The organism is Lacipirellula parvula (assembly GCF_009177095.1).
Classification (GTDB): domain Bacteria; phylum Planctomycetota; class Planctomycetia; order Pirellulales; family Lacipirellulaceae; genus Lacipirellula; species Lacipirellula parvula.
In genome coordinates this window covers 1,934,948-1,959,466 of sequence record NZ_AP021861.1, presented here as the reverse complement: position 1 = coordinate 1,959,466, position 24,519 = coordinate 1,934,948, and the positions used below count along the sequence as shown (strand labels likewise).

The 24,519-nt window shown below is 59.1% G+C and carries 27 protein-coding genes and 1 tRNA gene; 13 read left to right on the top strand and 15 right to left on the bottom strand.

The genetic code is table 11. The features are described from left to right. Positions 1 to 7: 7 nt before the first annotated feature. A complete protein-coding gene (locus PLANPX_RS07535; RefSeq protein WP_152098137.1) occupies positions 8 to 493 on the bottom strand; it encodes a hypothetical protein in 486 nt (161 codons plus the stop codon). Positions 494 to 824: 331 nt separating this feature from the next. Between PLANPX_RS07535 and PLANPX_RS07530 the strand changes: the two genes are divergently transcribed. Continuing rightward, positions 825 to 1,067, top strand: a complete 243-nt coding sequence (locus tag PLANPX_RS07530; RefSeq protein ID WP_198421855.1) for a hypothetical protein — start codon at positions 825 to 827, stop codon at positions 1,065 to 1,067. 379 nt (positions 1,068 to 1,446) lie between these two features. After that, positions 1,447 to 3,003 (top strand): 2-isopropylmalate synthase, encoded by a 1,557-nt coding sequence (locus PLANPX_RS07525; protein ID WP_152098136.1) that lies wholly within the window; start codon positions 1,447 to 1,449, stop codon positions 3,001 to 3,003. 193 nt (positions 3,004 to 3,196) lie between these two features. Here the strand turns inward: PLANPX_RS07525 and PLANPX_RS07520 are convergent, their stop codons facing one another. Further along, entirely contained in the window at positions 3,197 to 4,462 is a 1,266-nt protein-coding gene (locus PLANPX_RS07520; protein WP_152098135.1) for a DUF819 domain-containing protein, read from the bottom strand. Between the two features lie 252 nt (positions 4,463 to 4,714). Here PLANPX_RS07520 and PLANPX_RS07515 point away from each other — a divergent pair. Continuing rightward, positions 4,715 to 4,800 (top strand) — tRNA-Leu (locus PLANPX_RS07515). 88 nt (positions 4,801 to 4,888) lie between these two features. On the opposite strand, the gene PLANPX_RS07510 is transcribed toward PLANPX_RS07515, so the two are convergent. Beyond that, positions 4,889 to 6,016, bottom strand: a complete 1,128-nt coding sequence (locus PLANPX_RS07510; RefSeq protein WP_152098134.1) for a tyrosine-type recombinase/integrase — start codon at positions 6,014 to 6,016, stop codon at positions 4,889 to 4,891. 106 nt (positions 6,017 to 6,122) lie between these two features. Here PLANPX_RS07510 and PLANPX_RS28215 point away from each other — a divergent pair, with 106 nt between their 5' ends. Further along, a complete protein-coding gene (locus PLANPX_RS28215) occupies positions 6,123 to 6,245 on the top strand; it encodes a hypothetical protein (RefSeq protein WP_261344417.1) in 123 nt (40 codons plus the stop codon). 144 nt (positions 6,246 to 6,389) lie between these two features. Next, on the top strand, positions 6,390 to 6,635 hold the full coding sequence (locus PLANPX_RS07505; RefSeq protein ID WP_152098133.1) for a hypothetical protein: 246 nt from the start codon (positions 6,390 to 6,392) through the stop codon (positions 6,633 to 6,635). A 44-nt stretch (positions 6,636 to 6,679) separates the two neighbouring features. Here the strand turns inward: PLANPX_RS07505 and PLANPX_RS07500 are convergent, their stop codons facing one another. Continuing rightward, on the bottom strand, positions 6,680 to 6,892 hold the full coding sequence (locus tag PLANPX_RS07500; protein WP_152098132.1) for a hypothetical protein: 213 nt from the start codon (positions 6,890 to 6,892) through the stop codon (positions 6,680 to 6,682). Beyond that, positions 6,889 to 7,341: a hypothetical protein gene (locus PLANPX_RS07495; protein ID WP_152098131.1), complete on the bottom strand. Its 453-nt coding sequence runs from the start codon at positions 7,339 to 7,341 to the stop codon at positions 6,889 to 6,891. The genes PLANPX_RS07500 and PLANPX_RS07495 overlap by 4 nt, the downstream gene beginning before the upstream one ends. A gap of 425 nt (positions 7,342 to 7,766) precedes the next feature. On the opposite strand from PLANPX_RS07495, the gene PLANPX_RS07490 reads away from it, so the two are divergent. Continuing rightward, on the top strand, positions 7,767 to 9,410 hold the full coding sequence (locus PLANPX_RS07490) for a YifB family Mg chelatase-like AAA ATPase (protein ID WP_152098130.1): 1,644 nt from the start codon (positions 7,767 to 7,769) through the stop codon (positions 9,408 to 9,410). A 24-nt stretch (positions 9,411 to 9,434) separates the two neighbouring features. Here the strand turns inward: PLANPX_RS07490 and PLANPX_RS07485 are convergent, their stop codons facing one another. Beyond that, positions 9,435 to 9,767, bottom strand: a complete 333-nt coding sequence (locus PLANPX_RS07485) for a hypothetical protein (protein ID WP_152098129.1) — start codon at positions 9,765 to 9,767, stop codon at positions 9,435 to 9,437. 35 nt (positions 9,768 to 9,802) lie between these two features. Here PLANPX_RS07485 and PLANPX_RS07480 point away from each other — a divergent pair, with 35 nt between their 5' ends. Both PLANPX_RS07480 and PLANPX_RS07475 read left to right on the top strand, forming a co-directional pair. Continuing rightward, on the top strand, positions 9,803 to 10,930 hold the full coding sequence (locus PLANPX_RS07480; protein WP_152098128.1) for a hypothetical protein: 1,128 nt from the start codon (positions 9,803 to 9,805) through the stop codon (positions 10,928 to 10,930). Positions 10,931 to 10,963: 33 nt separating this feature from the next. Continuing rightward, positions 10,964 to 11,332 carry a hypothetical protein gene (locus PLANPX_RS07475; RefSeq protein WP_152098127.1) on the top strand — a complete coding sequence of 123 codons (369 nt, stop codon included), beginning with the start codon at positions 10,964 to 10,966 and terminating at the stop codon, positions 11,330 to 11,332. 81 nt (positions 11,333 to 11,413) lie between these two features. Here the strand turns inward: PLANPX_RS07475 and PLANPX_RS07470 are convergent, their stop codons facing one another. The 3 genes from PLANPX_RS07470 to PLANPX_RS07460 form a co-directional block, all read right to left on the bottom strand. After that, complete coding sequence (locus tag PLANPX_RS07470) at positions 11,414 to 12,148, bottom strand: hypothetical protein (RefSeq protein ID WP_152098126.1); 735 nt, start codon at positions 12,146 to 12,148, stop codon at positions 11,414 to 11,416. 152 nt (positions 12,149 to 12,300) lie between these two features. Next, positions 12,301 to 12,825 (bottom strand): helix-turn-helix domain-containing protein, encoded by a 525-nt coding sequence (locus PLANPX_RS07465; protein WP_232536322.1) that lies wholly within the window; start codon positions 12,823 to 12,825, stop codon positions 12,301 to 12,303. 55 nt (positions 12,826 to 12,880) lie between these two features. Continuing rightward, positions 12,881 to 13,345, bottom strand: a complete 465-nt coding sequence (locus tag PLANPX_RS07460; RefSeq protein WP_152098124.1) for a hypothetical protein — start codon at positions 13,343 to 13,345, stop codon at positions 12,881 to 12,883. A gap of 193 nt (positions 13,346 to 13,538) precedes the next feature. Between PLANPX_RS07460 and PLANPX_RS27220 the strand changes: the two genes are divergently transcribed. Further along, a complete protein-coding gene (locus tag PLANPX_RS27220) occupies positions 13,539 to 13,688 on the top strand; it encodes a hypothetical protein (protein ID WP_172991925.1) in 150 nt (49 codons plus the stop codon). A 27-nt stretch (positions 13,689 to 13,715) separates the two neighbouring features. On the opposite strand, the gene PLANPX_RS07455 is transcribed toward PLANPX_RS27220, so the two are convergent. Beyond that, on the bottom strand, positions 13,716 to 14,234 hold the full coding sequence (locus PLANPX_RS07455) for a hypothetical protein (protein ID WP_152098123.1): 519 nt from the start codon (positions 14,232 to 14,234) through the stop codon (positions 13,716 to 13,718). A gap of 574 nt (positions 14,235 to 14,808) precedes the next feature. Between PLANPX_RS07455 and PLANPX_RS07450 the strand changes: the two genes are divergently transcribed. Both PLANPX_RS07450 and PLANPX_RS07445 read left to right on the top strand, forming a co-directional pair. Continuing rightward, positions 14,809 to 15,528 (top strand): Rab family GTPase, encoded by a 720-nt coding sequence (locus tag PLANPX_RS07450; RefSeq protein ID WP_152098122.1) that lies wholly within the window; start codon positions 14,809 to 14,811, stop codon positions 15,526 to 15,528. After that, a complete protein-coding gene (locus PLANPX_RS07445) occupies positions 15,525 to 15,980 on the top strand; it encodes a hypothetical protein (RefSeq protein ID WP_152098121.1) in 456 nt (151 codons plus the stop codon). Before PLANPX_RS07450 ends, PLANPX_RS07445 begins: the two co-directional genes overlap by 4 nt. Positions 15,981 to 16,203: 223 nt before the next feature. Here the strand turns inward: PLANPX_RS07445 and PLANPX_RS27215 are convergent, their stop codons facing one another. The 5 genes from PLANPX_RS27215 to PLANPX_RS07430 form a co-directional block, all read right to left on the bottom strand. Further along, on the bottom strand, positions 16,204 to 16,365 hold the full coding sequence (locus tag PLANPX_RS27215) for a hypothetical protein (protein ID WP_172991924.1): 162 nt from the start codon (positions 16,363 to 16,365) through the stop codon (positions 16,204 to 16,206). 824 nt (positions 16,366 to 17,189) lie between these two features. After that, positions 17,190 to 17,693, bottom strand: a complete 504-nt coding sequence (locus PLANPX_RS07440; protein WP_232536321.1) for a hypothetical protein — start codon at positions 17,691 to 17,693, stop codon at positions 17,190 to 17,192. Between the two features lie 50 nt (positions 17,694 to 17,743). After that, entirely contained in the window at positions 17,744 to 17,914 is a 171-nt protein-coding gene (locus tag PLANPX_RS27210; protein ID WP_172991923.1) for a hypothetical protein, read from the bottom strand. Positions 17,915 to 17,954: 40 nt separating this feature from the next. Continuing rightward, complete coding sequence (locus PLANPX_RS07435; protein WP_152098120.1) at positions 17,955 to 21,380, bottom strand: efflux RND transporter permease subunit; 3,426 nt, start codon at positions 21,378 to 21,380, stop codon at positions 17,955 to 17,957. 12 nt (positions 21,381 to 21,392) lie between these two features. Then, positions 21,393 to 22,757 carry an efflux RND transporter periplasmic adaptor subunit gene (locus tag PLANPX_RS07430; protein ID WP_152098119.1) on the bottom strand — a complete coding sequence of 455 codons (1,365 nt, stop codon included), beginning with the start codon at positions 22,755 to 22,757 and terminating at the stop codon, positions 21,393 to 21,395. A gap of 666 nt (positions 22,758 to 23,423) precedes the next feature. Between PLANPX_RS07430 and PLANPX_RS27720 the strand changes: the two genes are divergently transcribed. Next, positions 23,424 to 23,948, top strand: coding sequence for an SAM-dependent DNA methyltransferase (locus PLANPX_RS27720; protein WP_198421854.1), 525 nt, complete (start codon positions 23,424 to 23,426; stop codon positions 23,946 to 23,948). Between the two features lie 173 nt (positions 23,949 to 24,121). Continuing rightward, positions 24,122 to 24,496 carry a hypothetical protein gene (locus tag PLANPX_RS07420; protein ID WP_152098118.1) on the top strand — a complete coding sequence of 125 codons (375 nt, stop codon included), beginning with the start codon at positions 24,122 to 24,124 and terminating at the stop codon, positions 24,494 to 24,496. Positions 24,497 to 24,519 lie beyond the last annotated feature (23 nt).

Sequence of the window (24,519 nt, the reverse complement as noted above, 5' to 3'; positions counted from 1 at the left end):
GTCTCCTTCACTCGCCGCCGTAGAGCAGCTCGATCATGCGCTGCTGCAACTGCTCGGTTTGCATGGGATCAGGCGTCGTCGCTCTGAGTTCGAATTGTTCGTTCCGTCGCGGGCAATCGAGAATCATCAGTTCGCCGAAGGCATCGCGTTGCGTCTCTTCCAACTTCAACAGCCGCCGACGGATGAGTAGCAGTCCTAACACGTAACGGAAGTCGGCTTCTTCAGGACGCTCCGCGAGATCGGCGAACAAGTTAATCAGCACGTCGTGCGGCGCGAGCTTTGGTTTGTTCGCGTCGCCCGCCGGCATCGCGGCTTTCCACCACGCGATCGCCGACTCCGGGGCGCCGCGCCACTCGGCCGCGCTGTAGTCGGCTCGCACCGTTTTGCCGCCATCGACCTGCAGCGTCGAGAAGTACGTCTCGCCCGGCGCCAGGGTTCGCCCGCTGGCGGCGCATTGGCGAGAGCAGTTGGTGACTTCAAAATCGACGAACATATCGGCTGGGCGATTGGGTAGGCGCGGAGAGCGATGTCGCTGGGAAGCGGGGGCAAATTTAGCGACGCGGGCGGCGGATAGTAGGCAAACCACGCTGGCGCCGCAAGGCGGAGCGGGCGAGTGCTAGCGGCGCGTAGCGACTGTGCGGGCGATAGCGGGGATAGCGGAAAAATTGACGCTGCGACGTTACCGCGGACGACGTACGATTTGGGACGTGAAATGGCGGTTGGCGCGACTTGGAGGACCGCAGGCACGAGGCCTGCGGCTCGCTTGGAGTTGCGATTCAAATATTACGAAACGAGTCTTTCCACTTTATTGATGAGGCGTTGCCATGACCGGCCAACATCTCGATCTCTGCAGTCCAGTTCCGATGCCCTCCACAATGACGGCCGACAATCGCCGCGAGTCGTCGCGGTACCTGGGCGTGCAGTTCGCCTGCTGCGACGTTTACTCCCGCGTGTACGCCAATCGCGAGGGGACCGAATACGTCGGCCATTGCCCCCGCTGTGCGAAGCGAGTTCGCTTCGGGATCGGCCCCGGGGGGAGCGACGCCCGCTTTTTCATCGCCCAGTAGGCGGTGTTTTCCCTTAATCAAACGCTTTACGGCGACGCCGGCGAACCTTGACCCTCGATATCGGGTCAGCTAGAACAGATTGCAGGCAGACACCGTCTGCCCACGCCAAAGACCGAAAAAGCATCCGATGCCAGCTCTGAACCTAAACAGCCTGCTACTGCTGCTACTTGCCGAGGGCAAGGCTTAGGGTTCGTCTGCATCTTGATCGTGAGAATTGCCAGAACCCTGAAGCCGCCCGGCTTCGGGGTTTTTTTGTTAGTAGGTTAGGCTTTCTAGCCTGACTAGCAGTGACCGACGGTTTCCATTCCACAACGTGACGCCCGTCAGGCTGAAAGCCTGACCTACCACTAACGTCAGGCTACAAGCCTGACCTACCGCCATGTCCACCTCCGACTCACGCCGGATCATCATCTTCGACACGACGCTCCGCGACGGCGAGCAATCGCCGGGCTGCAGCATGAACCTCGACGAAAAGCTCGAGGTCGCGCAGGCGCTGGTCGATCTGGGGGTCGACGTGATCGAAGCGGGCTTCCCGATTGCGTCGCCCGGCGACTTTGAATCGGTGCGGCGGATTGCCCAAACGGTGCGTGGCGCCACCATCTGCGGCCTCGCTCGTTGCAATGACAAAGACATCGACCGCGCCGGCGAAGCGCTCAAAGGAGCGCCCGACACGCGGATCCACGTCTTCCTCGCGACGAGCGCGATTCACCGCGAGTTCAAACTTCGCATGGGGATGGACGAGATCGTCGAGCGGGCCGTCGCCGGCGTGAAGCGGGCCCGCGGCTGGTGCGATAACATCGAGTTCTCGCCTGAGGACGCGGCTCGCACCGAGCCCGACTTCCTCTGCCGCGTGGTCGAAGCCGCCATCGCCGCCGGCGCCACGACGGTCAACATTCCCGACACCGTCGGTTACGCGACCCCCGCCCACTACGGCGGCGTCATTCGCAACCTCCGCGAACGCGTGCCGAACATCGACAAGGCGGTCATTAGCGTCCACTGCCACAACGACCTCGGCCTCGCCGTAGCCAATAGCCTCGCGGCCATCGAAGCAGGCGCCGGGCAAGTGGAGTGCACGATCAACGGCCTCGGCGAGCGGGCCGGAAACTGTTCGCTCGAAGAAGTGGTGATGGCCCTCCGCACCCGCCACGATTACTACAAAGCCGACACACGAATCAACACGCCCCGCTTGGTGCCGACGAGCCGGCTTGTCTCCGGCATCACCGGCATGGTGGTGCAGCGGAACAAGGCGATCGTCGGCCGTAACGCCTTCGCCCACGAGGCCGGCATCCACCAGGACGGCATGCTCAAGGAACGCTCGACCTACGAAATCATGCGGCCCGAGGACGTCGGTTTTACGAAAACCGACTTGGTCCTCGGCAAGCACTCGGGCCGCGCCGCGTTAGCGGACCGGGCGACCGCACTCGGCTACCACTTAACGTCTGAGCAGCTCGACTCGGTGTTCGAAGCGTTCAAGAAGCTCGCCGACAAGAAAAAGGAAATCTACGACGGCGACATCGCGGCCCTCATCGAACAGCGGAACGCCGAGATCTTCGATGCGTGGCAGTTCGTCAGCTACGAAGTGCAGGCCTCGAGCGGCGCCTCGCCGACCGTAACGCTCACCGTCCGCCGCGGCAACGAAGAGCAAAAGCAAACCGAGACCTACGGCGACGGCCCGCTCGATGCACTGTTCCACGCGATCGAAACGCTCACCGGCATCTCGGCGGTGTTGCGAGACTACCGCGTTCAGAGTGCGACCCGCGGCAAAGATGCCGTTGCCGAAGCGATGGTCGAGTTGGAGTACAACGGCCAGCTGTACCGCGGCCGCGGGACTTCGACTGATACCGTCGAGGCGAGCACCTGTGCTCAGTTGAATGCGATCAATCGGATTGCGAGCGGCGCGGGTCAGCCGATTGCGGAGCGGCCGGACCAGGTTTGAGGTAGAATCTCAAGGCTGCCTACCGGAGAGTTGTGAACCTTGAGGTCCCCTCCCCTTGAGGGGGAGGGTTAGGGAGGGGTGACGGCGGCGGGTACCCGGGTTCATTCCCCCCTCCCCAGCCCTCCCCTCCAGGGGGAGGGAGCCACAACATTCGGTAGACAAAGTTCGGCTGAGCCAGCTTCGAAAGCGAAGGCTACAAACTCTCGCAGATCGCGGCGGTCAACAGCCCCGCGTAGTTGCCGATCGCGTAGCCCAACAGCGCCAGTAGCACCGCCGCCGGCATCAGGCTTTCCTTGTGATGCGCCGCAACGCACGACGCCGTGGCAATGCCGCCAACGTTCGCGGCGCTCGCAATCGCCGCCGTGTGGATATCGACGCGCAGCACCTTCGCCGCCGCGAGGCAGAAAAAGCCGTGGATGAAGATGCAGATCGTCGCGCCAACCAAGAACGGCACGGCTTGATCGGCCGCTTGGGCGAGATCGGCGGTGGCGCCGGTTCTTGCCATAAAGATGAACACGAGCGCCATGCCTAAATGGCGGCTCGACGGTACGTGCCGCAACCTCGTGAACGACAGACCGATGCTGATCGTGGTAATCAGTAAAATGCGAGCCGTACTCTCGCTGAATTGCACTGGCCAAACGCGGTCGTACTCAGCGAACTTCGCTGTCAATGATTGCGTCGACCAGAGCGCGAACGCCGTCACAGCGAACGCGGTGAACAGCAGCAGCAGAAAGTCTTGATAGTTCGGCGGCCGGCCATCGAGTTGCGTCGCCGCTGACATCGCATCGTGGTGGGCGACGCGCTCGGCGTCGACCTTCGCGAACCGCGCGAACGGTTCGGCGATTTTCTTCGAGGCCAGCATCACCGGCAACCAAATGAGCAATAGGGCAGTATCTGCAAGTACTGCCAATCCAAATTGCGTGCCGTTGGCGCCAGTCGCCTCGGCGACGGCGGCCAGGTTACCCGTGCCGCCAACCCAACTCCCAGTGAGCGCCGCATAGGCCTTCCAAGCATCGGGCCCCAACCATTGCTTCACGCAAGCGTAACCCACCACAGCGCCCACCACGACGCCGAGCGCGCCAATGAGCATGACGCCCACCCCTTTGCCGACGACGCGCACCGCCCCCGCGACGTCGACGTTCAGCAACATCAGTACGAGCATCATCGGCAGCGCATAATCGTTGATCACGTCGTACGCCGGCGATTCAGTTGGCAGCACATTCGGAATCGCCGCGAGCGGGGCGGCAGTCGTCGGCGTCTCTGCTCCGCGATCACGAAAGTGAGTGAGCACGTTCCCGCTATTCGCCAAAATCACCGGCGTCAGATAGATGAACACCAGCGGCGGCACATAGTTGAAGAGCGGCCAGCGCGTCGCCTTCTCCAACCAAAAATAAAACGCACAGATGCCGGTAAGCACCGCCAAGATCGTGGCGTTACTGGAGATGTAAGCGTGATCCATGAAACCCTACGCGCTGCGACGGCCGAACCGAATCGAAGCCTGAATGCTGAACATGGCGAAGCGATTTCGCGTCTCGCCGAATCTTTTCGCCGCCCCGGGGTTCATCCTAACAGAAGCCCCCAGCAGACGGAGGGGCGGCTGCGAACCAGCCGACGAAATGCGGCGGCCCGTCGCCTTGCACCTTTGCGCAGCGAATGCTCCAATGCCCGCACGACGCATCGTTTTCGACCGATTACAATGATGTCTCAGTACGGCCGTGTGGCGGAATTGGCAGACGCCCTGGACTTAAAATCCAGTGAGGGGTAACCCTCGTGCGGGTTCGAGTCCCGCCGCGGCTACTTACCCAGAAACGACTTACGGCGACCCGATCATCCTGATCGAACCGCCGCAGTTGGGGTAACACTCCATAAACACGCCAAGCGACTTTCACGTCGCGACCTTCTGAAGGCGTGCGGGAACGACGAGCTTGTCGACGGCAGCGTTCACTCGCGCGGCCATGCTCACGTACTTCTGCGTCGTCGCGAAGCAGCGATGCCGCATGAGCCGCTGTAGCTCGTCTGCTGCAAGCGTCGCGGCGTTGGCAGTAGCGAACGCGCGACGCAGATCGTGGAAGCCGTACACGTAGCAGGACGGTGTGTGAACGTGGTCACCGAGGCATGGCAGGTTAATGCCGGCCGCCTCTTGGATCCGCAGGAACTCGCTCCAGAGCGACCGGCGGTTGTAATACCAGGGGAAGACCGTCGGCTCGAAACTCGCGATCGTTCGCAGGTGCTCAACCACGACGGGATGGAGCGGCACAACCTCTCCGCGGCGCCCCTTGTTATTCTGAGCGCGGAGCGTCGCCTTGCCTGCATCGAGGTCTAGTTCCGACCGCTGGAGCGACATCGGCTCACCTACGCGCCAGCCAGTCATGTAGGTGAACGTGAGCAGCGCCCGCCACCAATCGGCGGCGGGGTACGGTAGGTTCGCCGGCAGCCGTGCGGCGTCGCACGCGTCGTAGATCGCGGCGAAGTGCTCGGCCGGGACGAACGTCGGCTCGCGGTGCTGCTCGAGCACGAAATGGAACTTCGGCGACTTGGCGAGATATTCCCAGTCCTTCGCCATGTTGATCACGGCGCGGAGTTCGCGCAGTTCTTTGTTGATGCACGCTGGCGAGACGGTGCTCCCCTGCTTCCGGCCACGCTCAAGACGCCGAGCGGCGATGTAGTCGTCGATCGTCTGCGTCTTGATAGCCGTCAGCTTCGCAGGCCTCACGATCCGTTCGAAGTGCTTGAGCGCGACGAGCCGCTGCTCCCGTGAGCCGGCGGGCATGCCCGCGACGATCCGCCGATCGTACTCCTCCCGGAATGACTTCCAGGTGGTCCGCTCGGTGGCGGAGTAGGTGCCCGCCGCAAGCTGCCCCTCAATCTTTCGCTGATGCTTCTCCGCCAACGACTTCGAGCCGACGCGCTTTGATCGCTTCTTGCCGTCGGGGTCGTACCAGCCGACCGACCAGGGGCATTTGTCGCCGAGCTTTGACTTCTGGCGTGAGTCTTGGAATAGCCATGCTCGCATTTCGAATCTCCGTTGGGGTGTTTGCTCTTATTGAAACTGCACTTCGGCGCGGTAGTTTGCGCCCGCGTCGATTCTCATCCGATCCCGATTTAGGACACCTAAAGCTATGGCAGACAAGAAAATTGGCCGCGATGCCGGCACAGGTAAGTTCAAGCCTGTAAAGGAGGCCCAGAAGGATAAAAAGGGCTCGGTCGTCGAGACGATCAAGCCCGGCAAAAAGGGGAAGTGATAGCTGAGAGGAAGTGGGCTTGACGCAGAATCTGGATATTTGGATCATCCGCCCCGCCCTCCCCCCTATTGGGCATGCTGGCCGGTCGGCGTCCGCATGAACGCTCGTGGACGTCGACTGGCTCCTTGACTGGAAACCAGGAAAATGATCCGCGCCATTCTGTCGGTCGGCTGTCTGATTTCGGCGACCATTCTGTTCGCCGCGATGTTCATCGTTCCGGCGATCCTCTCTATCCCTCCTGCATGTGCTAAAGGTGCTGATGCGGTCGAGGCTTACTTAGAGAACCTGCCTTTAGGCGAGCCGCTTATGCGTGGGGTGGTTCTCCTTGGAATTGCGGCCATCGTTCTCGGTTGGAAGGCTTTGGCGGAGCGGCGGCTGGAAGAATACTAAAAGCCCCGCCTGCCCGCGGGGCTGCAACGTACGTTGCAGGTTGATCAGCCGATGCAGAAGTCGACGGTTCGAACCTGCTGCAAACTCCAGCGCCGCGATCTCATCCGCCGCGACCGCTCTTCGCTCGCGCACCACGTCTCCTGAATCGCGCGACACGCCGCGGCGATCTCCGCTTCGGTCGGATCCGGCGTGCTCGCCCGCTTCGCCATCGCCGCCAGTGCGCGTTCCCGCGCGGCTTCTCTTGCTTCCGGGCTCATGCGACACCGCCTTTCCGACGGACCGTGTAGCGCAGCGACTCGACGGCGCCGAGCATGTTTAGCACCTCAGTCTTCGTCACCAGCTGGCCGTGCGCCGCGCGGTTGCCGACGTCGGCGGCCGCCATTACCGAATCGAAAGTGTTGGAGCGTAGGATCCGCCGATCGAAGAGCCAGACGGCCGTTCGACCAATACCTTGCCAGCCGCTGCCGAACTTCGGGTACTTGAGCGCTAGCGTCGTCAGCTGCCGCTCGATCTCGACGCGGGCCGTCATCGCCGCGGCGACTAGGTTACCGCCGTCGTACAGGGCGCGGGCGTCGACGAGCAGATCGCCGTCGATTGGTGGGCACTCGAGCTTCGGCCAAGCCTTCGACTTCTTCTTAGGCGGCTTGTAGCACGGGGCCACGATGAACATGAGGCTGAAGCCTCGGAACAAAGGAAGAGACAACATGGGGACACCTTTCCCACCGAGCCGCCGGCAGCTGCCGTAGCGGAAGAGAGGCTCCCCAGGTGGGGGCGGGCCCCCCGTAGCTGGGGAGCCCATCAGGCAATCCGACGCTCGCGAAAAGAGCATGGGCTCGCGAACGTAGTAGAAAAGGGGATATGGTCCCCCGTCGCCGCCTCGCTCCCCCGCTACCGGGATCACAACTTGAACGGCAACCTACGCGCGCGAGCCCATGCTCTGATGCACTGAACATCGAATCGTCTCCATATCTTTGCGGCGTTTTCTAGGCGCCGGTCGACCGAGAATGGTCGACGGGCATCATTGTGCGGAACCGGTGGGAAATTGCAATAGAAGCAGCTTGGGTTTATTTACTTCCGACCGCGGGTGAGCCAAATTGGAACTACTCTTCTAGCCTCTCTCCGGAGTCAATTATGGCGTCTCGAAAAGTACAAGATCGCGAGCAGCGTTTCGCTGAACTCCTTCGGCGCGATCACACACTCAACGGGGGTGTGCTCGTAGGACTTGATGGATACTTCATTGAAATTCAAGCGCGCGCGGTCGAGGTTCTTAGAGAGCCGATGCCATTCGAGGCTAAGTGGCAGAATGGCCGGACCACAACGATAACCGGTATGGCTACAGGCGCGGTGAAAGAGTCGCTGCAGAGAATCAGCGGCGCGTTCGCTAAGTTGGGGGTCAATAGCTCGGATGTTCGCATCCTAGTGAATCTTGCTCCGGCCGATTTGCCGAAGTACGGGACGTGGCTTGATCTGCCGCTCGCGATCATCCTGCTGCAGGCATCTGGCTACCTTCCAGACTTGCCTGACCACATCGAAGGCAACTTCGTCCTGATGGGTGAGCTTGGAATTCATGGCGAGGTGCGTCGCATCCCCGGCGCGCTTTCTCTCGCATGCCGTGCGAAGCCAGGGCAGTCGCTAATTGTCCCAGCTGGTAATGAAAAGGAATGTGCGCTCATCATGGCCAAACCGGGCCATGAGGGCTGTGGGGTGTTCGCGGTGTCGACAATCGACGAGGTGATTGATTTCTTTAAGGGCAAGCGATCTCTCGACAATGCGCTCAAAGAAAAAATTAGCTTCGAATCAGCGATTCCCCAATCCGTCGATTTTGGGAGAGTTAAAGGCCAAAAGGCTGCTCGTGAGGCTGCTGTGATATCGGCCGCCGGTGGACACAATTTGCTTCTAATCGGGCCGCCGGGCGAAGGCAAGTCGCTGATCGCCAGCGCGATCCCTGGCATACTCCCGCGATTGAACAACGAAGAGAAAGTTGAGCTAACGCGGATCTATTCGGCGTGCGGCAAACTGGCTCACGATGCTATGGCCGTGACGCGACGTCCGATGCGTCCTGTGCATCACTCTGCTTCTTTGCCGTCTTTGGTCGGCGGTGGGTCTGGCACTCCCAACCCCGGAGAAGTCACGCTTGCTCATCTCGGCGTGTTGTTCCTCGACGAAATCGCCGAGTTCTCTCGGCACACCTTAGAAGCGCTGCGTCAGCCGATCGAGCAGGGCTGGGTGACCATCTCGCGAGTGGGAGGAACGTTGCAGTTCCCCTGCCAGTTTACTTTGGTCGCAGCAATGAATCCTTGCCCATGCGGATTCTTCGGCAGCGATAAATGCGTTTGCAACGACGCGGCCATCGACAAGTATCAAAGCCGGATTAGTGGTCCGCTGTTAGATCGTATTGATCTTCAGGTGGAGTTAAAGGCGTTAACTACCGACGAGCGGTTTTCGCCGTCAGAGGATGGGGTATCGCCACGGCTGCGTGCAAAAGTCGAAAAAGCAAGAGAGCGGCAACTTAAGCGATTCGAGGGATCGTCGATACCATTCAACGCCGCAATCCCAGGCGGTCACGTTGCCGACTTCTGCAATTTCTCGCCCGCGGGTTTCGATCGATTCAAAGAAACAATTGATTCGAGAAGTCTGTCGACGCGGTCGATGGATCGCTTCGCAAAGGTGTCGCGTACAGTTGCTGACTTAGAGGATTCGGATCACGTTGAACCTTCGCATTTGGATACAGCCGCAAGGTTCGTCATTGGCGGAATGTTGCGAGATCGCTGCTGAGGAGCAACGGCACTTTGTCCCGCCTTAGAGACCGGGCGATCTTGAGCCGGCGCGCGTCTCGTCGAACTTCCGCGCGTTCGCCGTCACCCACAACCAAAGCGACTCCCCGCTGATCAGGTACGTCTTGCCGACCGGCAGCGCCGGCAGGCCGCGGCTCAGCATGTTGTCGCGGAACCACCGATCGCGGTTACGGGTGGCGGAGCGGGCGTTATCCACCGGCACTGCCTCAGGGTTGTAGCCGAAGTGCCGGCAGAGATCCTCGCGGGTATACATCCGATCCCGCTCGAGCCCTTCGTACCGGACGCCGATCTGCCCCAACGGCGCCATCGGGGTCTGTTTAGCTGCCTTCCTGGCCATCGCGTCGCCTCCGAATCCTAAGGAAATCGCGAAGCTTGCTATTTGCCGGCGGCGTCGTCAAGATTGCCCCCATCCTTCTCCAATCTCAGCGTTCTAGGTGCTCGATGGATTCTCCGGAAATAATTCGCGACCGAAAATCTAAGTCTGCTCGTGAACTTCTCGACGGCGCTCGCAACTTCGACTGTCTGATGTTGGAACAGGCGACGCAGCTTGGCGAGAGCCTGAAGCTCACGGAGGTTGCTTTGTACGTACAACGTGCACTCCGAATTTACGAGATGATCGATTCCGACGCTCTCGAAATACTTCCGAAGCAAGTAAGTGACAATCTCGCCGAACGGTTAAGGTTTGTTTTTGAAATTTGTGAGCGATGCCTTCAATTCAACCCTCAGGACTCGCAACCTCAGGCAGTTCGCAGCCAACTCCTAGCAGAGTCGGAGCAACTTTTTATTCAAGCATGGGGCGACTCCCATGCGATATTGGCCGTGACTGCCCGCTATCAACAAGTGAAGATGCTGGAGTCACTCAATGAGTTAGTCGAAGCGCACTCGCAACGCTCGAACGAGATGATCGAGAGCCTCGAAGTCAAGGCGCGTGATCTGTCGCGCGAGACGGCTAAGACTCTTGAGGAGGCAGCATCAGCACTAAATTCAGCAAGAGATGCCGCGGCCGCCGCGGGCGTTCATTTTCAAGCGAACAAGTTTCAGGAAGCTTCCATAGAGCATAAGAGGCTCGCGAAAGACTGGTTGGGCGTTTTGATCGGTTTAGCATTCCTCCTGGCCGGCTGGGCATTCTTCGGTGCTTGGGCATTCAAGGCCATGGAGTATCTGACCGACACCCCGCTCGACGCTCCCCAGCTCATCGCTTCGAAGGTGCTCGTCTTCGGCGTCCTCTCTTTCTCGGCAATCATCGCGTCGCGCAGCTACTTCGCACACTGCCACAACACCGTCGTCAATCTCCATCGCCAGAACGCCCTGCAGACGTACAAGGCAATCGTCGAAGCCACCGGCGACGCTGCGAGTCGCGATGTCGTCCTGAAGCACGCCGCGGCCTGCATCTTCGCGCCGCAGTCGAGCGGCTACTCGAAGGAGAGCAACGGGAAGCCGTCGTCGGTGAACATCATCGAAACGATTGGCTCGCATCTGGGCGCGAAGCAGGAATTTTAGCCGGCCGGTTTCTCGCCAATTAAACTAGCCCCCATGGACCAGCCGCCCTCGTACGTCATCACCTACCGCCCGCCGCGAGGCTCTGACGGCTGGCAGGTCGAACTCCTCCAGGGTAACCGGACGATCGACACCTGGCCCGTCGGCACGCGGCTCGAGGCAATCGAGAAGGCGAAGCAGCTGCAGGCGCAGCTCCCTGAGGCGATGTTCGGCCTTGCACTCTTGGGCGTGGTGAACGCTTGGGAGACGCCGGCCGGCTGGTTCTACAGCGCCACGGAATCTCGCCCGGGCGCCGTTCGCGCGTTCGCGCTCGACGATCTCGGCGACGTCGTGCTGCACGTCACGGAGGGCGACGAGACGCAGTTCATCGAGGGCGCTCGGAAGTTCCGATCGGTAGTGAAGTAACCGTAAACGCTTGCAAATCGCGGCTGAGCTCGCGATGAGGCTACGCGGCAAACCTTAAGTATGGGCGGGAACTGCTGAACGCTACGTAGAAAGCGCCCCGGACATTTCTTGCGATATTCCCGTGCGCGCTGCTTCAAGTATTCCAGCTGCTTCCAATAGTGCGTCCCTTAGCTCTGGAATCGGATTGTCGTCCAACACATACGTATCGGCGACTTCGCCATCGTCGTTACCATCATCAACTACGGCAAGTATAACCTTTCCTTGAACACCAATAGCGACATTGCGAAGCGTCTCTGCGGGGTCGGACTGCTTCATCGAAGACTTCTCGTGATCGAGCGTCGTATTTTTTGAAACTGGGTAGCGAAATGCTGCGCTCATTGGATCGGCTGCCGCGATCGTCGCAATGTGGCCCGCAAGATCAGTGGGTGCCGCGCTCCAGTCCGTCATTTTGAGGTCGGTAAAATCGGATTTTCGCGCAATGCACCGCGCAATGTGATCTGCCCACAAACGATCGAGTGCATGAACTGAGAAGATTACCTTCGGCTTCTTCTCGCCAACTTCGATTTCCGGCGTGCTAACGGTTTCATTCTCGAGTTTTTGAAAGCCTCGATGCAGAGTGAGAATCATCGATTTCAGGTAGAGCTCTATTGTGTGCCGCAACAAATAGTTAATCGGCAGGTGTCCGTTGATCTTCGCCGCGCCTTGGTCCCCGCCGGTGTTGAGCAAATGCTTAGCGGCGCGATGGAATGCGTCGCCAACGCCACCAAAGCCATCATCGAAGTGCTTGCTGAGAGGTTGGAACATTTCTTGGAACATCCGATCTCGTTTCTCTCACGACGTGAGTTGCAATTTTCGGGTACAAGGGAGGAGAAATAGTTCGACGCGGTCTAAACTCGTAGTCACCCAAAAATGAAGGCTGGCCGCAGCTGCGGCCAGCCTTCATTTCCCTCCAAGCTGAAATAGCGATTTTACTCAGGCTCAACACTCTCGAAGCCTGGGTCAATTTGCGAAGGGCATACTCCTAAGGCCTTCGCGATTTTTTCGATCGTTACATGCGTCGGAACGTGGACACCGGTTTCCAGCCTACTTACGTGGCTTTGCGGGATCCCAGCGAGATCCGCCAGTGCGCCTTGCGATAGTTTCTTCGCCGTCCGATGCTTTTTGATCGCTTTGCCGACCTTTTTGCGGTAGTCGGTTAATCGCTCCCGAACCGCCGCGTCAGCCGCTGACAATTTGAATTGTTCCTCTAGCTTCACCAGCAACGAGCTGGGAACCAGCAATTCGTTGATTGTCTCAGCGATTTCTGACTTCGCTTTGGGATCCTCAGCTTCCGCCAACAGCTTGAACAATTGCTTCAGGTCTTCCGCGAGTTCCTCGGGGAGACTCTCTAGCCACTTTTGGATCTCGTCGCGCATCTCGCGACGCGCTTGCTCGTAAACGTCACTGCGCTTACGGCGTGGCTTGTCTGTCGACTTCTTCGCTGTGGTTTTCATAATGTGCACCATCCCTCGGTTTGGCTCCTCCGCGAGAGTTGAAACCAGCCGATGACTAGTCGGAACTGGTTGACGGTCTCTGATAGCGGATGCAGTTGTCTTGGAAATCCCCCTTTTGATAGAGGCGCCACCTATTCCTCAACTTGAAAACGATGTGCGGTGGCGCGGATCCATCGTCTTCTTTCTTGTAAGTGCAAAGCACGACGACTTCATTGCCATCGCCGTTGAATTTGAAGTACACGCGAATGTTCTTCTTGCCAAGTGTGCCCCCCTTTTCTTTCAGCTCCCAGAATTCATCCAACTTCTCCAAACGGAGAATGCTGCCGAACTCTCGCCGCCCAAAACCTACCAATTGCTTAATCAAGTCTTTGACGTGTAAATATTGGCCTGGAGTGAGGACGTCATAACCCTCTTTTGCTGCTACCCCCAGGACGACAACTTCCTGGTACTTCGATGACACATCCACCCCTGGCGTCGGCAACGGTGCCGGGTCAGGGGCAACTTTCTGGCGTTTGGCCATGGAGAACTCCCTTGTTCCAAGTATCGGTGTCCCGGAATCCTTCCCATGACAAAATTATACAACGCTATGTAGCGCAGAGAAGTGGCCAAATATACAAATTTATGCAACGGAGAAAAGCCCTTTTGGCCAAAAATCTGCAGATTCCCCAAATACTTTAGAGGCAATAGGTTATGGCGCACCGTTCTGAAGCGGAATGCCGCCCGCCACTGTCATCCTGCAGACCGAAGCCGAGGACGCTCGCTGGCTAGTTCCGGAGATCAAAGAGCGCGAGCCGCTCGATGAATCGATGCGTCCGCTGGCCGATGGGTGGCTTGAAGTGGAGGCGATTGGGTCGCTGTTCTAAGTAGATGCGACTTAGATTCACGCGCACTCACACAGAGACGGCATTCGACGATCGCGAAATGCCATTGCACAGGCCCGCCAAATCGCCCCACAGGAACTCTGGGTGAGAAATGTACTGCTTCAGTGGCTGCCAAGCGCCTAAACGCTGAAAGTAGTAATCCCAGAACCCGCCAGCATCATGGCGACGGAACCATTTTCGCTCCAGCAACAAACCCACCGTTTCAAGGTAGTTGAGGTAGTTGTCGAGCTTTTGACGCAGGCGCTGTTCGTCTTCAGTTAGGCCGGCTGCGGCGCAGGGGTCTGCCGCCGAGTTGATTTTGCGTAACAACCTCTCAAGAGCGTTGTCTTTATGCGAGATCTTGCGTTGCATGTCGTTGTGGTTCGCGTCGTTAATCAAGCCCAACCGTAGCTCGATGTTCTTCAGCAGCATGGCCTGTTCACCAGCGTACTTTCCTTGCCGTACGGCGATGAAGAACGTAATGATCAGGATCAATACATTGATAAACGCCGAGTACGCTTGGACCAGATCGGCTACATCTTGCCACATCGAAAGGCTCTCCGTGCAGAGTTCCCGCCTACAAATCCAATTTTTGTTTCGAGGTCAGATTTATAGCAAGTAGCTCAATAATTCCCGGGGATCTTGAGAGTCGAATGCGGAGGCGATCGAAAATGCCGCCCCGATGGCGACGCCACGGTGACCGCTTACCATAATTGTCAAAGCATGACGCCCGCGCCGGGACGCTACTCGCGCGGCGCGGGCTACACCGAGTTGCCAAAGATCGGGCCCGAAAGCCCCGAGTGGTACAATTTCGCGATTCCGTGATCCCCGATTCAGCAAGCTGACAACCGCAGCGCGGAATCATCGATTCTTACCACTCGCGCCAGGTGCCAACGGTTGGGACCTGCCTCACTGGCCGCCAACGGCCGCCTCGTCGTCGAACTCGACCGCCGGCGCCGTCCACGCCGCGCGCCGCCGCGTTTAGGCCGCACACCGCCCAATAGTTTGAATTTTCAGAGTCGTCGCCACGATACTGATTTGCTTCAAAGTATGGGCTTGCCAAATAACACCCACGGCGCTGATATTACATCGTGTTTCCTGTCTGCTCCGGGGCCCTCTTCTAATGAAATCACAAGCTTCAGGTAGCTCGATGGATGCTGGCGCAATTGGCGTAAAAGTCGGTCTAGAGGTCCTTCGTCGCACTGCCCCTCGGGGCATCAAGTGGCTATCTACCTTTTACAACGGCATCGAACTGCTAATTATTGGTCCGGGCGGGGCTGGGAAAACGAGCATCTCGGACTATCTCCAATTCGGTGAGCTCGAAGATCATCGACCGCATGAAAAGACCCTGGACGTAACTAAGTCGAGCACATTCGAGATAGCATGCGGCAAGAACGAATCTTTGAAGCTACGAATCCGGCGAACAGTTGACGTGCCGGGTCAAACGGGGCCGGTCGAGCACGCAAATCTTGTCAGAGATCGTCGTCCGCATGCGATTTTGATCGTGTTCGATGCAAATAGCTCAGTGAAGTCGTTGCAAGAGTGGCTAGATCCGTTCTGTGAACGCATTGACGCGATCTTTCGCGAAGACAGTAGCCTACAGCGAAAGTTGCGAGGGGTATTCGTAGCGCTCAACAAGAGAGATTTGGTTCAGTCGCATCACTTCAGCGCACGGCAGGCGAAGGTAAAAAAATGCTTGCTCGACGGACTCGGACCAATTCACGGAGTGCAAAAGGCAAAAGCAATCCCCGTCGTCGGGACGATCGCTATCAAAGTTGACGGGGGCGATGCAAGGTTGCTTGATACATTAATCCGAACCATCGCTAAGCAAATACGAAAATGACTGAATCGACACGCCGCAAATCTGCTAAACCAGAAGAACCAACGCCGCCTGATGCTGCGGTTCTGCAGCTGTTAATGGCTCAGTACCGATCTATCAGGCTAGAGCAGCTCCTGCTCCGACTGACGCTGCGACTTATGTGGTTCATCACGACCATGGTGCTCGCCTACCGCCTCGAGTTCAAACGCTCAACTATAGTTACTTCCGGATTGGCGTTAGCGGCGTTGACTATCGTGTCTTTTGTTTCGCGTCGCTCGGCTGAAGATCGTGAAATGGGGGCGCGAGATGCAATCGTACACTTCGATCGTCGCGGACAGGATCATCTGATTCGATCTATGAGTAATTTTCGACGCCAACCCTCGTACCGGTTTGTCCTTTTCAGTCGCTTCGAAGATGCGGCGTGGCTGGTGTCCTGCATTTACATAGTGCTAACGCGTTATTTCTTCGAAATATAAATTGCCGGCACGAAGATCGGTCTGCGGCACGGTTCCCGCCTGATTCACTGATCGCCAAACGCAACTTCTTCGTCAAATCCCACCGCCGGCGACGCGTCTCTCCCGCCGATCAGCCGGCGCGGATCCGCTCGCAGCCCGCGGCGATCTCATCCGGCGTTGGATCGTACGGCTGAGTGGCCGATCTCGTCTCTTCAAGTGACATGCCCGCCGCGCTCCAGAGTGACTACTCGCCGCCAATCGTCGCGAAGGTCGCCGCCGGCCCGACGTGCTGCCGAATCGCGTCGCGAATCACCTGGCACAGCTCGACGTACTTGCCGTCGACGTCGATCGCCACTTGGTGGTCGAAGCCCCGCGAGTCGCCATGCTCGATGACAATGCCGCGCACGTGGCAACCAGATTGACGGCTGATTTCGCCCGCGGCGAGAAGGTAATCACGAACTCGGCCCCTGCGCCCGCCTCGTCCCACACGTCATTGAGAGGCTTGATTAACTCGGGGAAGATCGGAACCAGCCGTTCCCCGGCCCCGACATGGTGCTCGGTCTTCGACGACTGTACGAGGAACCGTTGTCCTTCCCAGTCGATATCGGTCCAACGTAACGTCAGCACCTCGGATGGACAGCGCAGCCCCTCCACGAGCCCAACCTTAGCCAGCTTGGCGCGGAGTCGGTCGTCAAGCTCCGCAAGCCATCGAGCCGTCTCCATCGGCGGCGCGGTCGACGTTACAGCCGACGCCACCAGTTGCTCGACATGGTTCGCAACGGATCGTGCGGCCTTTTTCGACACTCGCCCTAGGCGGACTGTTTTACGCACGCCGAGTTCATCGACGAACAGCACCCGGACCAGCCCTTTTGCATCTTTTGAAACTGACGCCATCGATAAACTCCCTTTCTCCAAGCTTATATTCGCGGCGGGCTTCGTCCCCGACCATCGCCCCAGCCCCGCAGTCCGACCGCGAACAAAGCGTGCGCGGTCGGACACCAATAGTCTCCTCTCTCTTCGCCCCGCCGGCACGAGCGTCGGTGCGGTCTCGTCGAATCACAGAACGGGTCTCCAGCGGCTAAACGCTAAGAGGCTCACCAACGGCAACGACAAGAGAACCGCCCCCAGTCGCGGAGATCGCTTGGAGACCTCCGCGACTGAGACCACGATGACGGTAACGATTGCCACCCGTAGGACGTACCACAAGGGTTGCATGCGGCTCTCCCCTTCCTAGTGACCGTGAGCGACTTCAGCGAACTCGCCGACGTACGGCGTTCCGTCGACTTCGCCTCGGATCGTCCCGCTGAACTCGCGGACGATTCCGATCGTGTCATGCGTACCGCTGAATCGCGATGACATGCCGTCGGTCTCACCTTCCAGCGGCTCGGCCTTGAGCGTCAGTTCGGTTGCCGGCTCATCGATAATCAGGTTGATGGTTTCGGCTTTGATCGGCGCGGCCGACTTGCCGTCGCTGCCCAGGATGTAGACAGTCGCCTGTTTGGCGTCGTGGTCCACGGTGAACTCAACGTGGTAGGCGCCTCCGCCCCAATCAGCCACGGCTCCGTCGTGCGGGCCTGATCCGTGCGAGTGCCCGTGCGAATCGTCCTTAGCGGGGCTGAGCGCCTCGGCCATGGCGGTCGCGTCAGCTGGGGGATCGGCCGGCTTTTGCTCTTGGCAGCCAGGGGCGATCAACAGCATGCCGTACAGGCTCAATAAAGTCGTCCAACGTTTCATCGAACTAGTCTCCATTCAAAAAAGGATGCGTTACGAACTACAATTCTCTACTAACGTTCAAGATTGGCGGCCGACCAAGCCGTCGCCAGAGCGACGGTGACGTTCTGTTTTTCCTTTCTCTTGGACGGCTTGCGCGATGGCGGCGTGTGTGCCAGCGAGCTTCCCGCCGCCTGCAAGCAAACCGCCATCAGCAGGGCTAATCTCAGTCCTTTCGTTCTCATCAAATCATCTCCAAAGTTTTTCCGCGTCCGTTGGGCGAGCTTACAACTCCTCGCTCTGACTGGCTTCGTGCACGAGCCGGTCAGCGTCCTTACCGGTGAACTGCCAAAAGATTCCAGGGTGAATTAAAAACTCGCAGAACGTCGACGTTACGAGTCCACCTAGAATGACCGTCGCCACCGGGTACAGAATCTCGCGGCCTGGTTCCTGCCCGCCGATCACCAGCGGCGCCAATCCAATTCCGGCCGTGAGCGCCGTCATCAACACCGGGGCCAGTCGCTCTAAGCTGCCACGGAGAATCATCTCGGCGGTGAATGCTTCGCCTTCGTCTTTCATGAGGTGGAAGTAATGAGTCACGAGCAAGATGCCGTTCCGCACGGCGATGCCGCCGAGGGAAATGAACCCCACCAGACTGGCAACCGTGAGCGTTTGCCCCGTAAGGACTAGCGCCAGCACGCCGCCGATAAAGGCCGTCGGGAGTGCGTTGAGGATTTGGCCGACGATCCGCACGGAAGGAAATAGAATCATCAGCACGACGAACATGCCGATCGCTGAGACGATCGCCAGAATGCCGATCAGTCGCGTCGCGTGCTGCTGACTTTCAAATTGGCCGCCGTACTCGATGAAGTAGCCATCGGGCAGCGAGACTTGTGCCGAGACCCGCTTTTGGATTTCTTCGACAGCGCTCGCCAAGTCGCGGTCTTGCGTGTTGCAGCGAATAACGATGCGGCGACGGGCGTTCTCTCGATTGACGGCGTTGGGGCCGACGCCTGAGTAGATATCAGCGAGTTCTGAAAGCTCGACTTGGCCTCCTTCCGGCAGTTCGATGCGGAGTCGGCCGAGTGCTGTGTAGTCCGTTCGAGCCGCGTCTTCGAGGCGAACGAGTAGGTCAAAACGCCGTTGGCCTTCGAGCACTTGCGACACGACATCACCCTGCAAGGCTGTTTCGAGCACTTGGGCGACGTAGCCACGCGTGAGGCCGTACTTGGCCAAGTCGTCGCTGCGTAGAGCGATGTGAAGTTCCTCGGTCTGCTGAACCGGTTCAATCACCGGCGGCGTGATGCCGGGGATATCGCCGACGATGCTGCGAATTTGCTCGGCCGTTCCGAGCAGCGTGTCGAGGTCGTCGCCGACTACTTTGATGGCAATCTGAGCGTAGACGCCGGATACCATGTGGCTAATTAAGTGTGCGAGCGGTTGCTCGACTTCGATCGACACGCCAGGAACTTCCTCGCGAAGCGTGTCGAGCAGGTCTTTGATCACCTCATCGCGACTATGCTGCACCGCTGGGTTCATGCTGAGGATGTACTCGCCAGCGTTCACAGGCGCTGCGTGCTCATCCATTTCCGCCCGCCCGGTGCGGCGTACGAAGTGGACGATCTCACCGTTTGGATTCTCCGAGGTGAGTTGTCGCTCGCGAAACTCCTCGTCAATCAACTGCGAGACTTGATTCGACGCGTCCAATGAGGAGCCAGGCGGAAGCGTCACGTTGACGAGGATGCTCCCTTCGTCGAACGGCGGAAGAAAATCTCGGCCGAGCCGGGTGAGTTGCCAAGCGGCGACCGCGACCATCGCCCACGTCACGACGAGCAGCAAAGTCGGCTGCGCCATGCTGAAGCGAATCAGCGGCGCCGCCAACGTCTTTAACGTTCGCAGAAGCGGCCCGTCCCCCTCGCGATGAGCCGCGCGGGAATTGGGAAGCAGGTAGTAGCTCAGCACCGGCGTCACCGTCAGTGAGACCAGCAGCGAGGCAAGAATGGAGGTGATGTAAGCGACGGCCAGTGGCGCGAAGAGACGCCCTTCGACGCCCGACAGAGCAAACAACGGCAAGAAGACGAGAATGACCACGATCGTGCCGAACACGATCGCGCTGCGAATTTCTTTGCTGGCTTCGTAGACAACGCGAATGGCCGGCAGCGGTCGTTCCAGCGAGTTGTTTTCGCGCAGCCGTCGAAAAATGTTTTCCACGTCGACAATGGCGTCGTCGACGAGTTCCCCCATCGCGACGGCAATTCCGCCGAGCGTCATGACATTGATGGAGAGCTGAGCCCCCGTAAGTTGGCTCAGCACGCGGAACACGAGCGTCGTAATGACCAGCGACAGCGGAATCGCCGTCAACGTGATGAACGTTGTGCGCAGATTCATCAGGAACAAAAACAGCACAATCACCACTAAGACGGCCCCAATGACGAGTGCCTCGCCGACGTTGAAAATCCCTCGGTCGATGAAATTTTTGAGACGGAATAGTTCGGAGTTGATGACGATATCGGCTGGCAACGACTGCTCGACACCGGCGAGCGCTGCAGTGATTTCGTTCGTAAGCGCGCGCGTATCAACGTGCGGCTGCTTGGCGATCGTGAAGACGACGCCCGGTTGGCCGTTGACGCTGCCGTCGCCGCGTTTGAACTGGGCCCCTTCGGTCACTTCGGCAACGTCCTGCAACAGCACGGGGCGCGAGGCGTTTCGTTTGACGGGAACCATTTTCAAGTCGCTCGTGACTCGATACTCTCGCGGGCCGAGTCGTCCCAAAATGCGAATCGGGCGTTCTGACTCGCCTTGCACGGCAAAACCGCCGCTGGTGTTGATGTTGCTCTCCTGGAGCGCGCGCTCGACTTCTTGCAGCGAAACTCCGTATTCCAAGAGAGCGGTCGGGTTCACGAGAATTTGATACTGCTTCCGCTCACCGCCTTGCGTGAATACCTCTGCGATGCCCGGTATCTTGAGCAAACGCGGTCGAATCACCCAGTCGGCTAGCGTTCGCAACGCCATTTGTTGCTGGTGCTCGTCGGGAATAGCAATCGTTTGGACGCCGCCCGCCAAGTGGATGCTGACGCGACGATTGCGCTCGCCCGGCTCCGGCGGAAGCCATTCGACTTGCTTCAGATCTACAGCTTTCCAAGTCGCGGGTTGATTGCGTTCGACGACCTGCCAGACGTTTAGCTGTGGCTCGCCGGCTGGAGCGGCGATTACTTCTGCCAATAGTCCCCCTTCGGGAAGCGGGATAAGCTGGCCGCCCTTCGGTCCTTTCTGGCGGTACATGCCGCCGATCATAATCTGTCCCATGATCGATGCCGTCGGCGTCATCTGGGGGCGAATCCCATCCGGCAGAATGCCGGTGAGCGTCGCCAGCCGTTCCTGCACGGTTTGCCGTGCGGCACGAACGTCGGTCATCCAATCGAACTCGATGTAGACGACGTTCAATCCCGCCGTGCTCTGGCTGCGCACAGCTTGAACGCCGCTTGCTCCGAGTAGCGCGATTTCAATCGGTTGGGTGACGAGCGTTTCGACTTCCTCGGTCGCGAGCCCTGGGCACTCCGTCAAAATGACGACGCGAGGGCGATCGAGGTCGGGGAAAACGTCGATGGGCAGCGTTGTCGCCAAGTAGCTGCCGTAGAACATCAGCGTCATGCAAAGCACGACGACCAACATCCGGTAGCGAAGCGATAATCGAATCAGAGCATTGAGCATGACTGGGCCTTCCTAGTGAGCGGCGTGCGTCGTACCGTCGGGATGAACGTGCATCCCCGGAGGGGCCCCGCTGGCCTCTTGGGCCTGCGACTTCATGATGCGATTGAGCGACGCTGCCGAACCTTGGGCGAGGTAGTCGCCGGAGCGAATCCCGGCGCCAGCGGCGACGACGGCGTTGAGGCGGTCTTGATGCAAGACTTGAACCGGCCGGCGATGGAAGAACTGCCCGTCCTGCTGGAAGACGAACGCTTCGGGGCCTTCCCACACGACCGCCGCCTGCGGAACGACGAAGACGTTTTCAAACTTCTCGACAGGCACGCGTAGTCGCAACTGACTGCCAGGCCGGAAGCGCCACATCACGCGATTCTTGCCATCGCGAGCGTAAGCCTGTTGCTGATTGCCGAGCGCGACGAAGAACCCGAACGTCCGCGTTTGCGGGTCGATCGAGTTCGAGACGCGGTCAATCTGAAACTCGTGCGACAGTTCGGGCCAATCGCCTTCGGGCGAAGTGGGCAGATCAACTTCCGCGTTCCAACCGTTGCTCACAGCGGCCTGGATCAGCGGCAGGTCGTCTTTGAAGCCGCGCCCTTCGATGAGTAACTGGCTATGGTCGGCGAGCTTGAACAGCACATCTCCTGCCGCGACTTGCTGGCCGAGTTCAACTTCTAGCGACTCAACCTCGAACGTAAAGGGCACCTCGCGTTGGTCTACGATGCTTTGTGTTGCACTGTCCGCCGCGGGGGCGTAGACCGTCATTTCCGTGAGGAATTCGCCTTTGCCGACCGCGTCGATTTGCTCTTCCGCAACGCCGCGAGCTGCGAGGTCTTGCCGGTAGGCTTGGATTGTCGCTGCCTGCCGCTCCAATTCGTTTTCAAGTTCAATCAAGCGCGACTTCGGTAACGCGCCCGACGCAGCGGCCGCTGACAACCGTTCGATCTGGCTCTTCGTGATCGCCGAATCTTTGGTTGCCTTGAACAGTTCAAGTTGCGAACTGTAGACCGAGTCGCTCAGCAATCGCAGCGTCGCGAGCGGAGCGTTGGCGGCTACGGTATCGCCGGGGAATGCGTGAATCTTTGAAACGACGCCGGCAATGGGGGCGACGACGCCGCGACTCGTAATTCCAGGTTTCTCGACGATGACCGCCGGGAATTCCGCCGTTCGCCAGTACGTCCCCGGTTTAGTCGGCGCCGAGACAAGGCCCATGTTCGCCTTAGCTTGCGGGCTGATCCTCACCGGAACCGAACCCAGCGGCGGCTTGACGGTGGCTGCAGCGGGAGCCTCCGTCGATTGCGTCGAAGTTTGCCACGTTCGCCAGCCCCACCAGCCGGAGATGCCTAGTAAGACGGCGAGGCTGACGTAAAACGCCTTGAGTGCCATTGCGCACCTACGAAACGAAAGATGAACTCGAAACGAAAACGCACAGTTACATGCGTTGAGCAGGAAGCGTCACGCGGGAAAGACCCCCGCCGCCGTCACCGCAAGGGACGGCGAAATCGCTTCAGATGCGGAGAGTCCGCAGAGTGAGAAAACGAGCGCACGAAGGGGCCCTGCTCTCGAATGGCGTCGTCGCCGCTTCCGCAGTTGCCGTTAAGCAATTAACGGCGTCGCAAACGTTCGCCACCAATGCGTATGGTTGTGCCGTAGGCGACTGGTCGGGGCACTTCTGCGCCGAAACTGGAGCGGACGGGGAATCTCCTCCCGCCAAATAGACGGCGTCTGCATCATGCTGATCGGCGCCCTCTGCCACGGGCCCAACAGGGGCGGTGTGATCAGCAGGCGTCGCATCATGATGGCAGTGCGTGTGCCCCTCGTGATGAGAGTGGCTATGCTCACGCTCTACGAAAGTGAGGTGAACGTGCGGCGAGTCGTCATGCGAAGGATCGGTCGACGAGCCATGCGAATGGGGAACGACCGCCCACTGGGCGGCGAGCATCCCCATCAAAACACATGTTGTGATTAGTCGGCGGACCATAACTCATCTCAAAAGGCCGAAACCTTCCACAGTCTACGGCGTTCTGGAGAACAGGGCAACTCGGGCTTGCCGTGCAGAAAGCCGCGACTCTTCGCTTCCTTCCGGACTATCGGAATTGCTATTCCAACCCACCTAGTAGATGTCCCGATGCGAAAAAAACGCTTCCAGGGGCCGCGAGCGAATCGTCTGGAGCATGTAGCTACCTGCAGGCGTTCTCCCCGGCCGTTCGCAATACCTTCGAGTCGTTCGAGTTTCACCCCCAGATCGACCGCCTCGCGAAGGCCGGGCTCCTCTACCTAGTGACCGAGAAGTTCGCCAACATCGACCTCCACCCCGACGTTGTCAGCAACGCGCAAATGGGGGCCGTGTTCGAGGAGCTGATCCGGAAGTTCGCGGAACTCTCCAACGAGACCGCCGGCGAGCACTTCCCCCCGCGAAGTCATTCGGCTGATGGTGAATCTGTTGTACATCGAAGACGACGACGCCGTCACGAATGCCCGGCGCCGTCCGGTCGATCTACGACCTGGCGGCGGGGCCAGCGGCATGCCCTCGGAACCATCTTTCGGCGTGAAGCGGAAGATGATGGCGAAGGATAGCCGCCGCGAGGCGTTGCTGAAGAGTATCAACTGCCGCTTCGCCCTTAGGCTTCCCGATTTCTGTCGTCGAGTCGATGCTATGATAGGCGGTAGCAGATGTCGGCACGCTTCAAAATCCACGGCTATCATCAAGATAAGAGCTTGTTGGCGTCGCAGATAGTTCGGGGATCACGGTGGAAGACTTGAGTGGAGACAGCGCACGAAACTTGCCCGCGCGGGTGAAGAGAACTTTTCGTTTCTCGCTGCGCGGTCTGCTTGCGGCGATGACCGTCGCGGTGCTGTTTCTGGGCTACCATCTCCATTGGCTTATCGAGCGGCATAAGGTGCTGGACTCGGTGAACGAAGATGTTCGAACCGAGGCATCGCGTTACCCCACCAAGGCTCCAGGGTTACTTCGGTATTTTGGCGAGACTGGACAGTCGTGGGTCTACGTTCCTTGCCGTAGCGACGACGAATGGCGGCGTGAACGCCCTCGCGTAGAGCGATTGTTTCCGGAGGCAGTCATCGAAAGACTTCCCGAATACTACATGTCCTTCGACGCTGATTGACCAACCCGAAATGCGCTGGCGAT

Excerpts from the sequence above, each read along its gene's own strand:
- PLANPX_RS07535 (WP_152098137.1), bottom strand. The coding sequence starts at position 493 with ATGTTCGTCGATTTTGAAGTCACCAACTGCTCTCGCCAATGCGCCGCC.
- PLANPX_RS07530 (WP_198421855.1), top strand. The coding sequence starts at position 825 with ATGACCGGCCAACATCTCGATCTCTGCAGTCCAGTTCCGATGCCCTCC.
- PLANPX_RS07525 (WP_152098136.1), top strand. The coding sequence starts at position 1,447 with ATGTCCACCTCCGACTCACGCCGGATCATCATCTTCGACACGACGCTC.
- PLANPX_RS07520 (WP_152098135.1), bottom strand. The coding sequence starts at position 4,462 with ATGGATCACGCTTACATCTCCAGTAACGCCACGATCTTGGCGGTGCTT.
- PLANPX_RS07510 (WP_152098134.1), bottom strand. The coding sequence starts at position 6,016 with ATGCGAGCATGGCTATTCCAAGACTCACGCCAGAAGTCAAAGCTCGGC.
- PLANPX_RS28215 (WP_261344417.1), top strand. The coding sequence starts at position 6,123 with ATGGCAGACAAGAAAATTGGCCGCGATGCCGGCACAGGTAAGTTCAAG.
- PLANPX_RS07505 (WP_152098133.1), top strand. The coding sequence starts at position 6,390 with ATGATCCGCGCCATTCTGTCGGTCGGCTGTCTGATTTCGGCGACCATT.
- PLANPX_RS07500 (WP_152098132.1), bottom strand. The coding sequence starts at position 6,892 with ATGAGCCCGGAAGCAAGAGAAGCCGCGCGGGAACGCGCACTGGCGGCG.
- PLANPX_RS07495 (WP_152098131.1), bottom strand. The coding sequence starts at position 7,341 with ATGTTGTCTCTTCCTTTGTTCCGAGGCTTCAGCCTCATGTTCATCGTG.
- PLANPX_RS07490 (WP_152098130.1), top strand. The coding sequence starts at position 7,767 with ATGGCGTCTCGAAAAGTACAAGATCGCGAGCAGCGTTTCGCTGAACTC.
- PLANPX_RS07485 (WP_152098129.1), bottom strand. The coding sequence starts at position 9,767 with ATGGCCAGGAAGGCAGCTAAACAGACCCCGATGGCGCCGTTGGGGCAG.
- PLANPX_RS07475 (WP_152098127.1), top strand. The coding sequence starts at position 10,964 with ATGGACCAGCCGCCCTCGTACGTCATCACCTACCGCCCGCCGCGAGGC.
- PLANPX_RS07470 (WP_152098126.1), bottom strand. The coding sequence starts at position 12,148 with ATGTTCCAAGAAATGTTCCAACCTCTCAGCAAGCACTTCGATGATGGC.
- PLANPX_RS07465 (WP_232536322.1), bottom strand. The coding sequence starts at position 12,825 with ATGAAAACCACAGCGAAGAAGTCGACAGACAAGCCACGCCGTAAGCGC.
- PLANPX_RS07460 (WP_152098124.1), bottom strand. The coding sequence starts at position 13,345 with ATGGCCAAACGCCAGAAAGTTGCCCCTGACCCGGCACCGTTGCCGACG.
- PLANPX_RS27220 (WP_172991925.1), top strand. The coding sequence starts at position 13,539 with ATGCCGCCCGCCACTGTCATCCTGCAGACCGAAGCCGAGGACGCTCGC.
- PLANPX_RS07455 (WP_152098123.1), bottom strand. The coding sequence starts at position 14,234 with ATGTGGCAAGATGTAGCCGATCTGGTCCAAGCGTACTCGGCGTTTATC.
- PLANPX_RS07450 (WP_152098122.1), top strand. The coding sequence starts at position 14,809 with ATGAAATCACAAGCTTCAGGTAGCTCGATGGATGCTGGCGCAATTGGC.
- PLANPX_RS07445 (WP_152098121.1), top strand. The coding sequence starts at position 15,525 with ATGACTGAATCGACACGCCGCAAATCTGCTAAACCAGAAGAACCAACG.
- PLANPX_RS07440 (WP_232536321.1), bottom strand. The coding sequence starts at position 17,693 with ATGAAACGTTGGACGACTTTATTGAGCCTGTACGGCATGCTGTTGATC.
- PLANPX_RS27210 (WP_172991923.1), bottom strand. The coding sequence starts at position 17,914 with ATGAGAACGAAAGGACTGAGATTAGCCCTGCTGATGGCGGTTTGCTTG.
- PLANPX_RS07435 (WP_152098120.1), bottom strand. The coding sequence starts at position 21,380 with ATGCTCAATGCTCTGATTCGATTATCGCTTCGCTACCGGATGTTGGTC.
- PLANPX_RS07430 (WP_152098119.1), bottom strand. The coding sequence starts at position 22,757 with ATGGCACTCAAGGCGTTTTACGTCAGCCTCGCCGTCTTACTAGGCATC.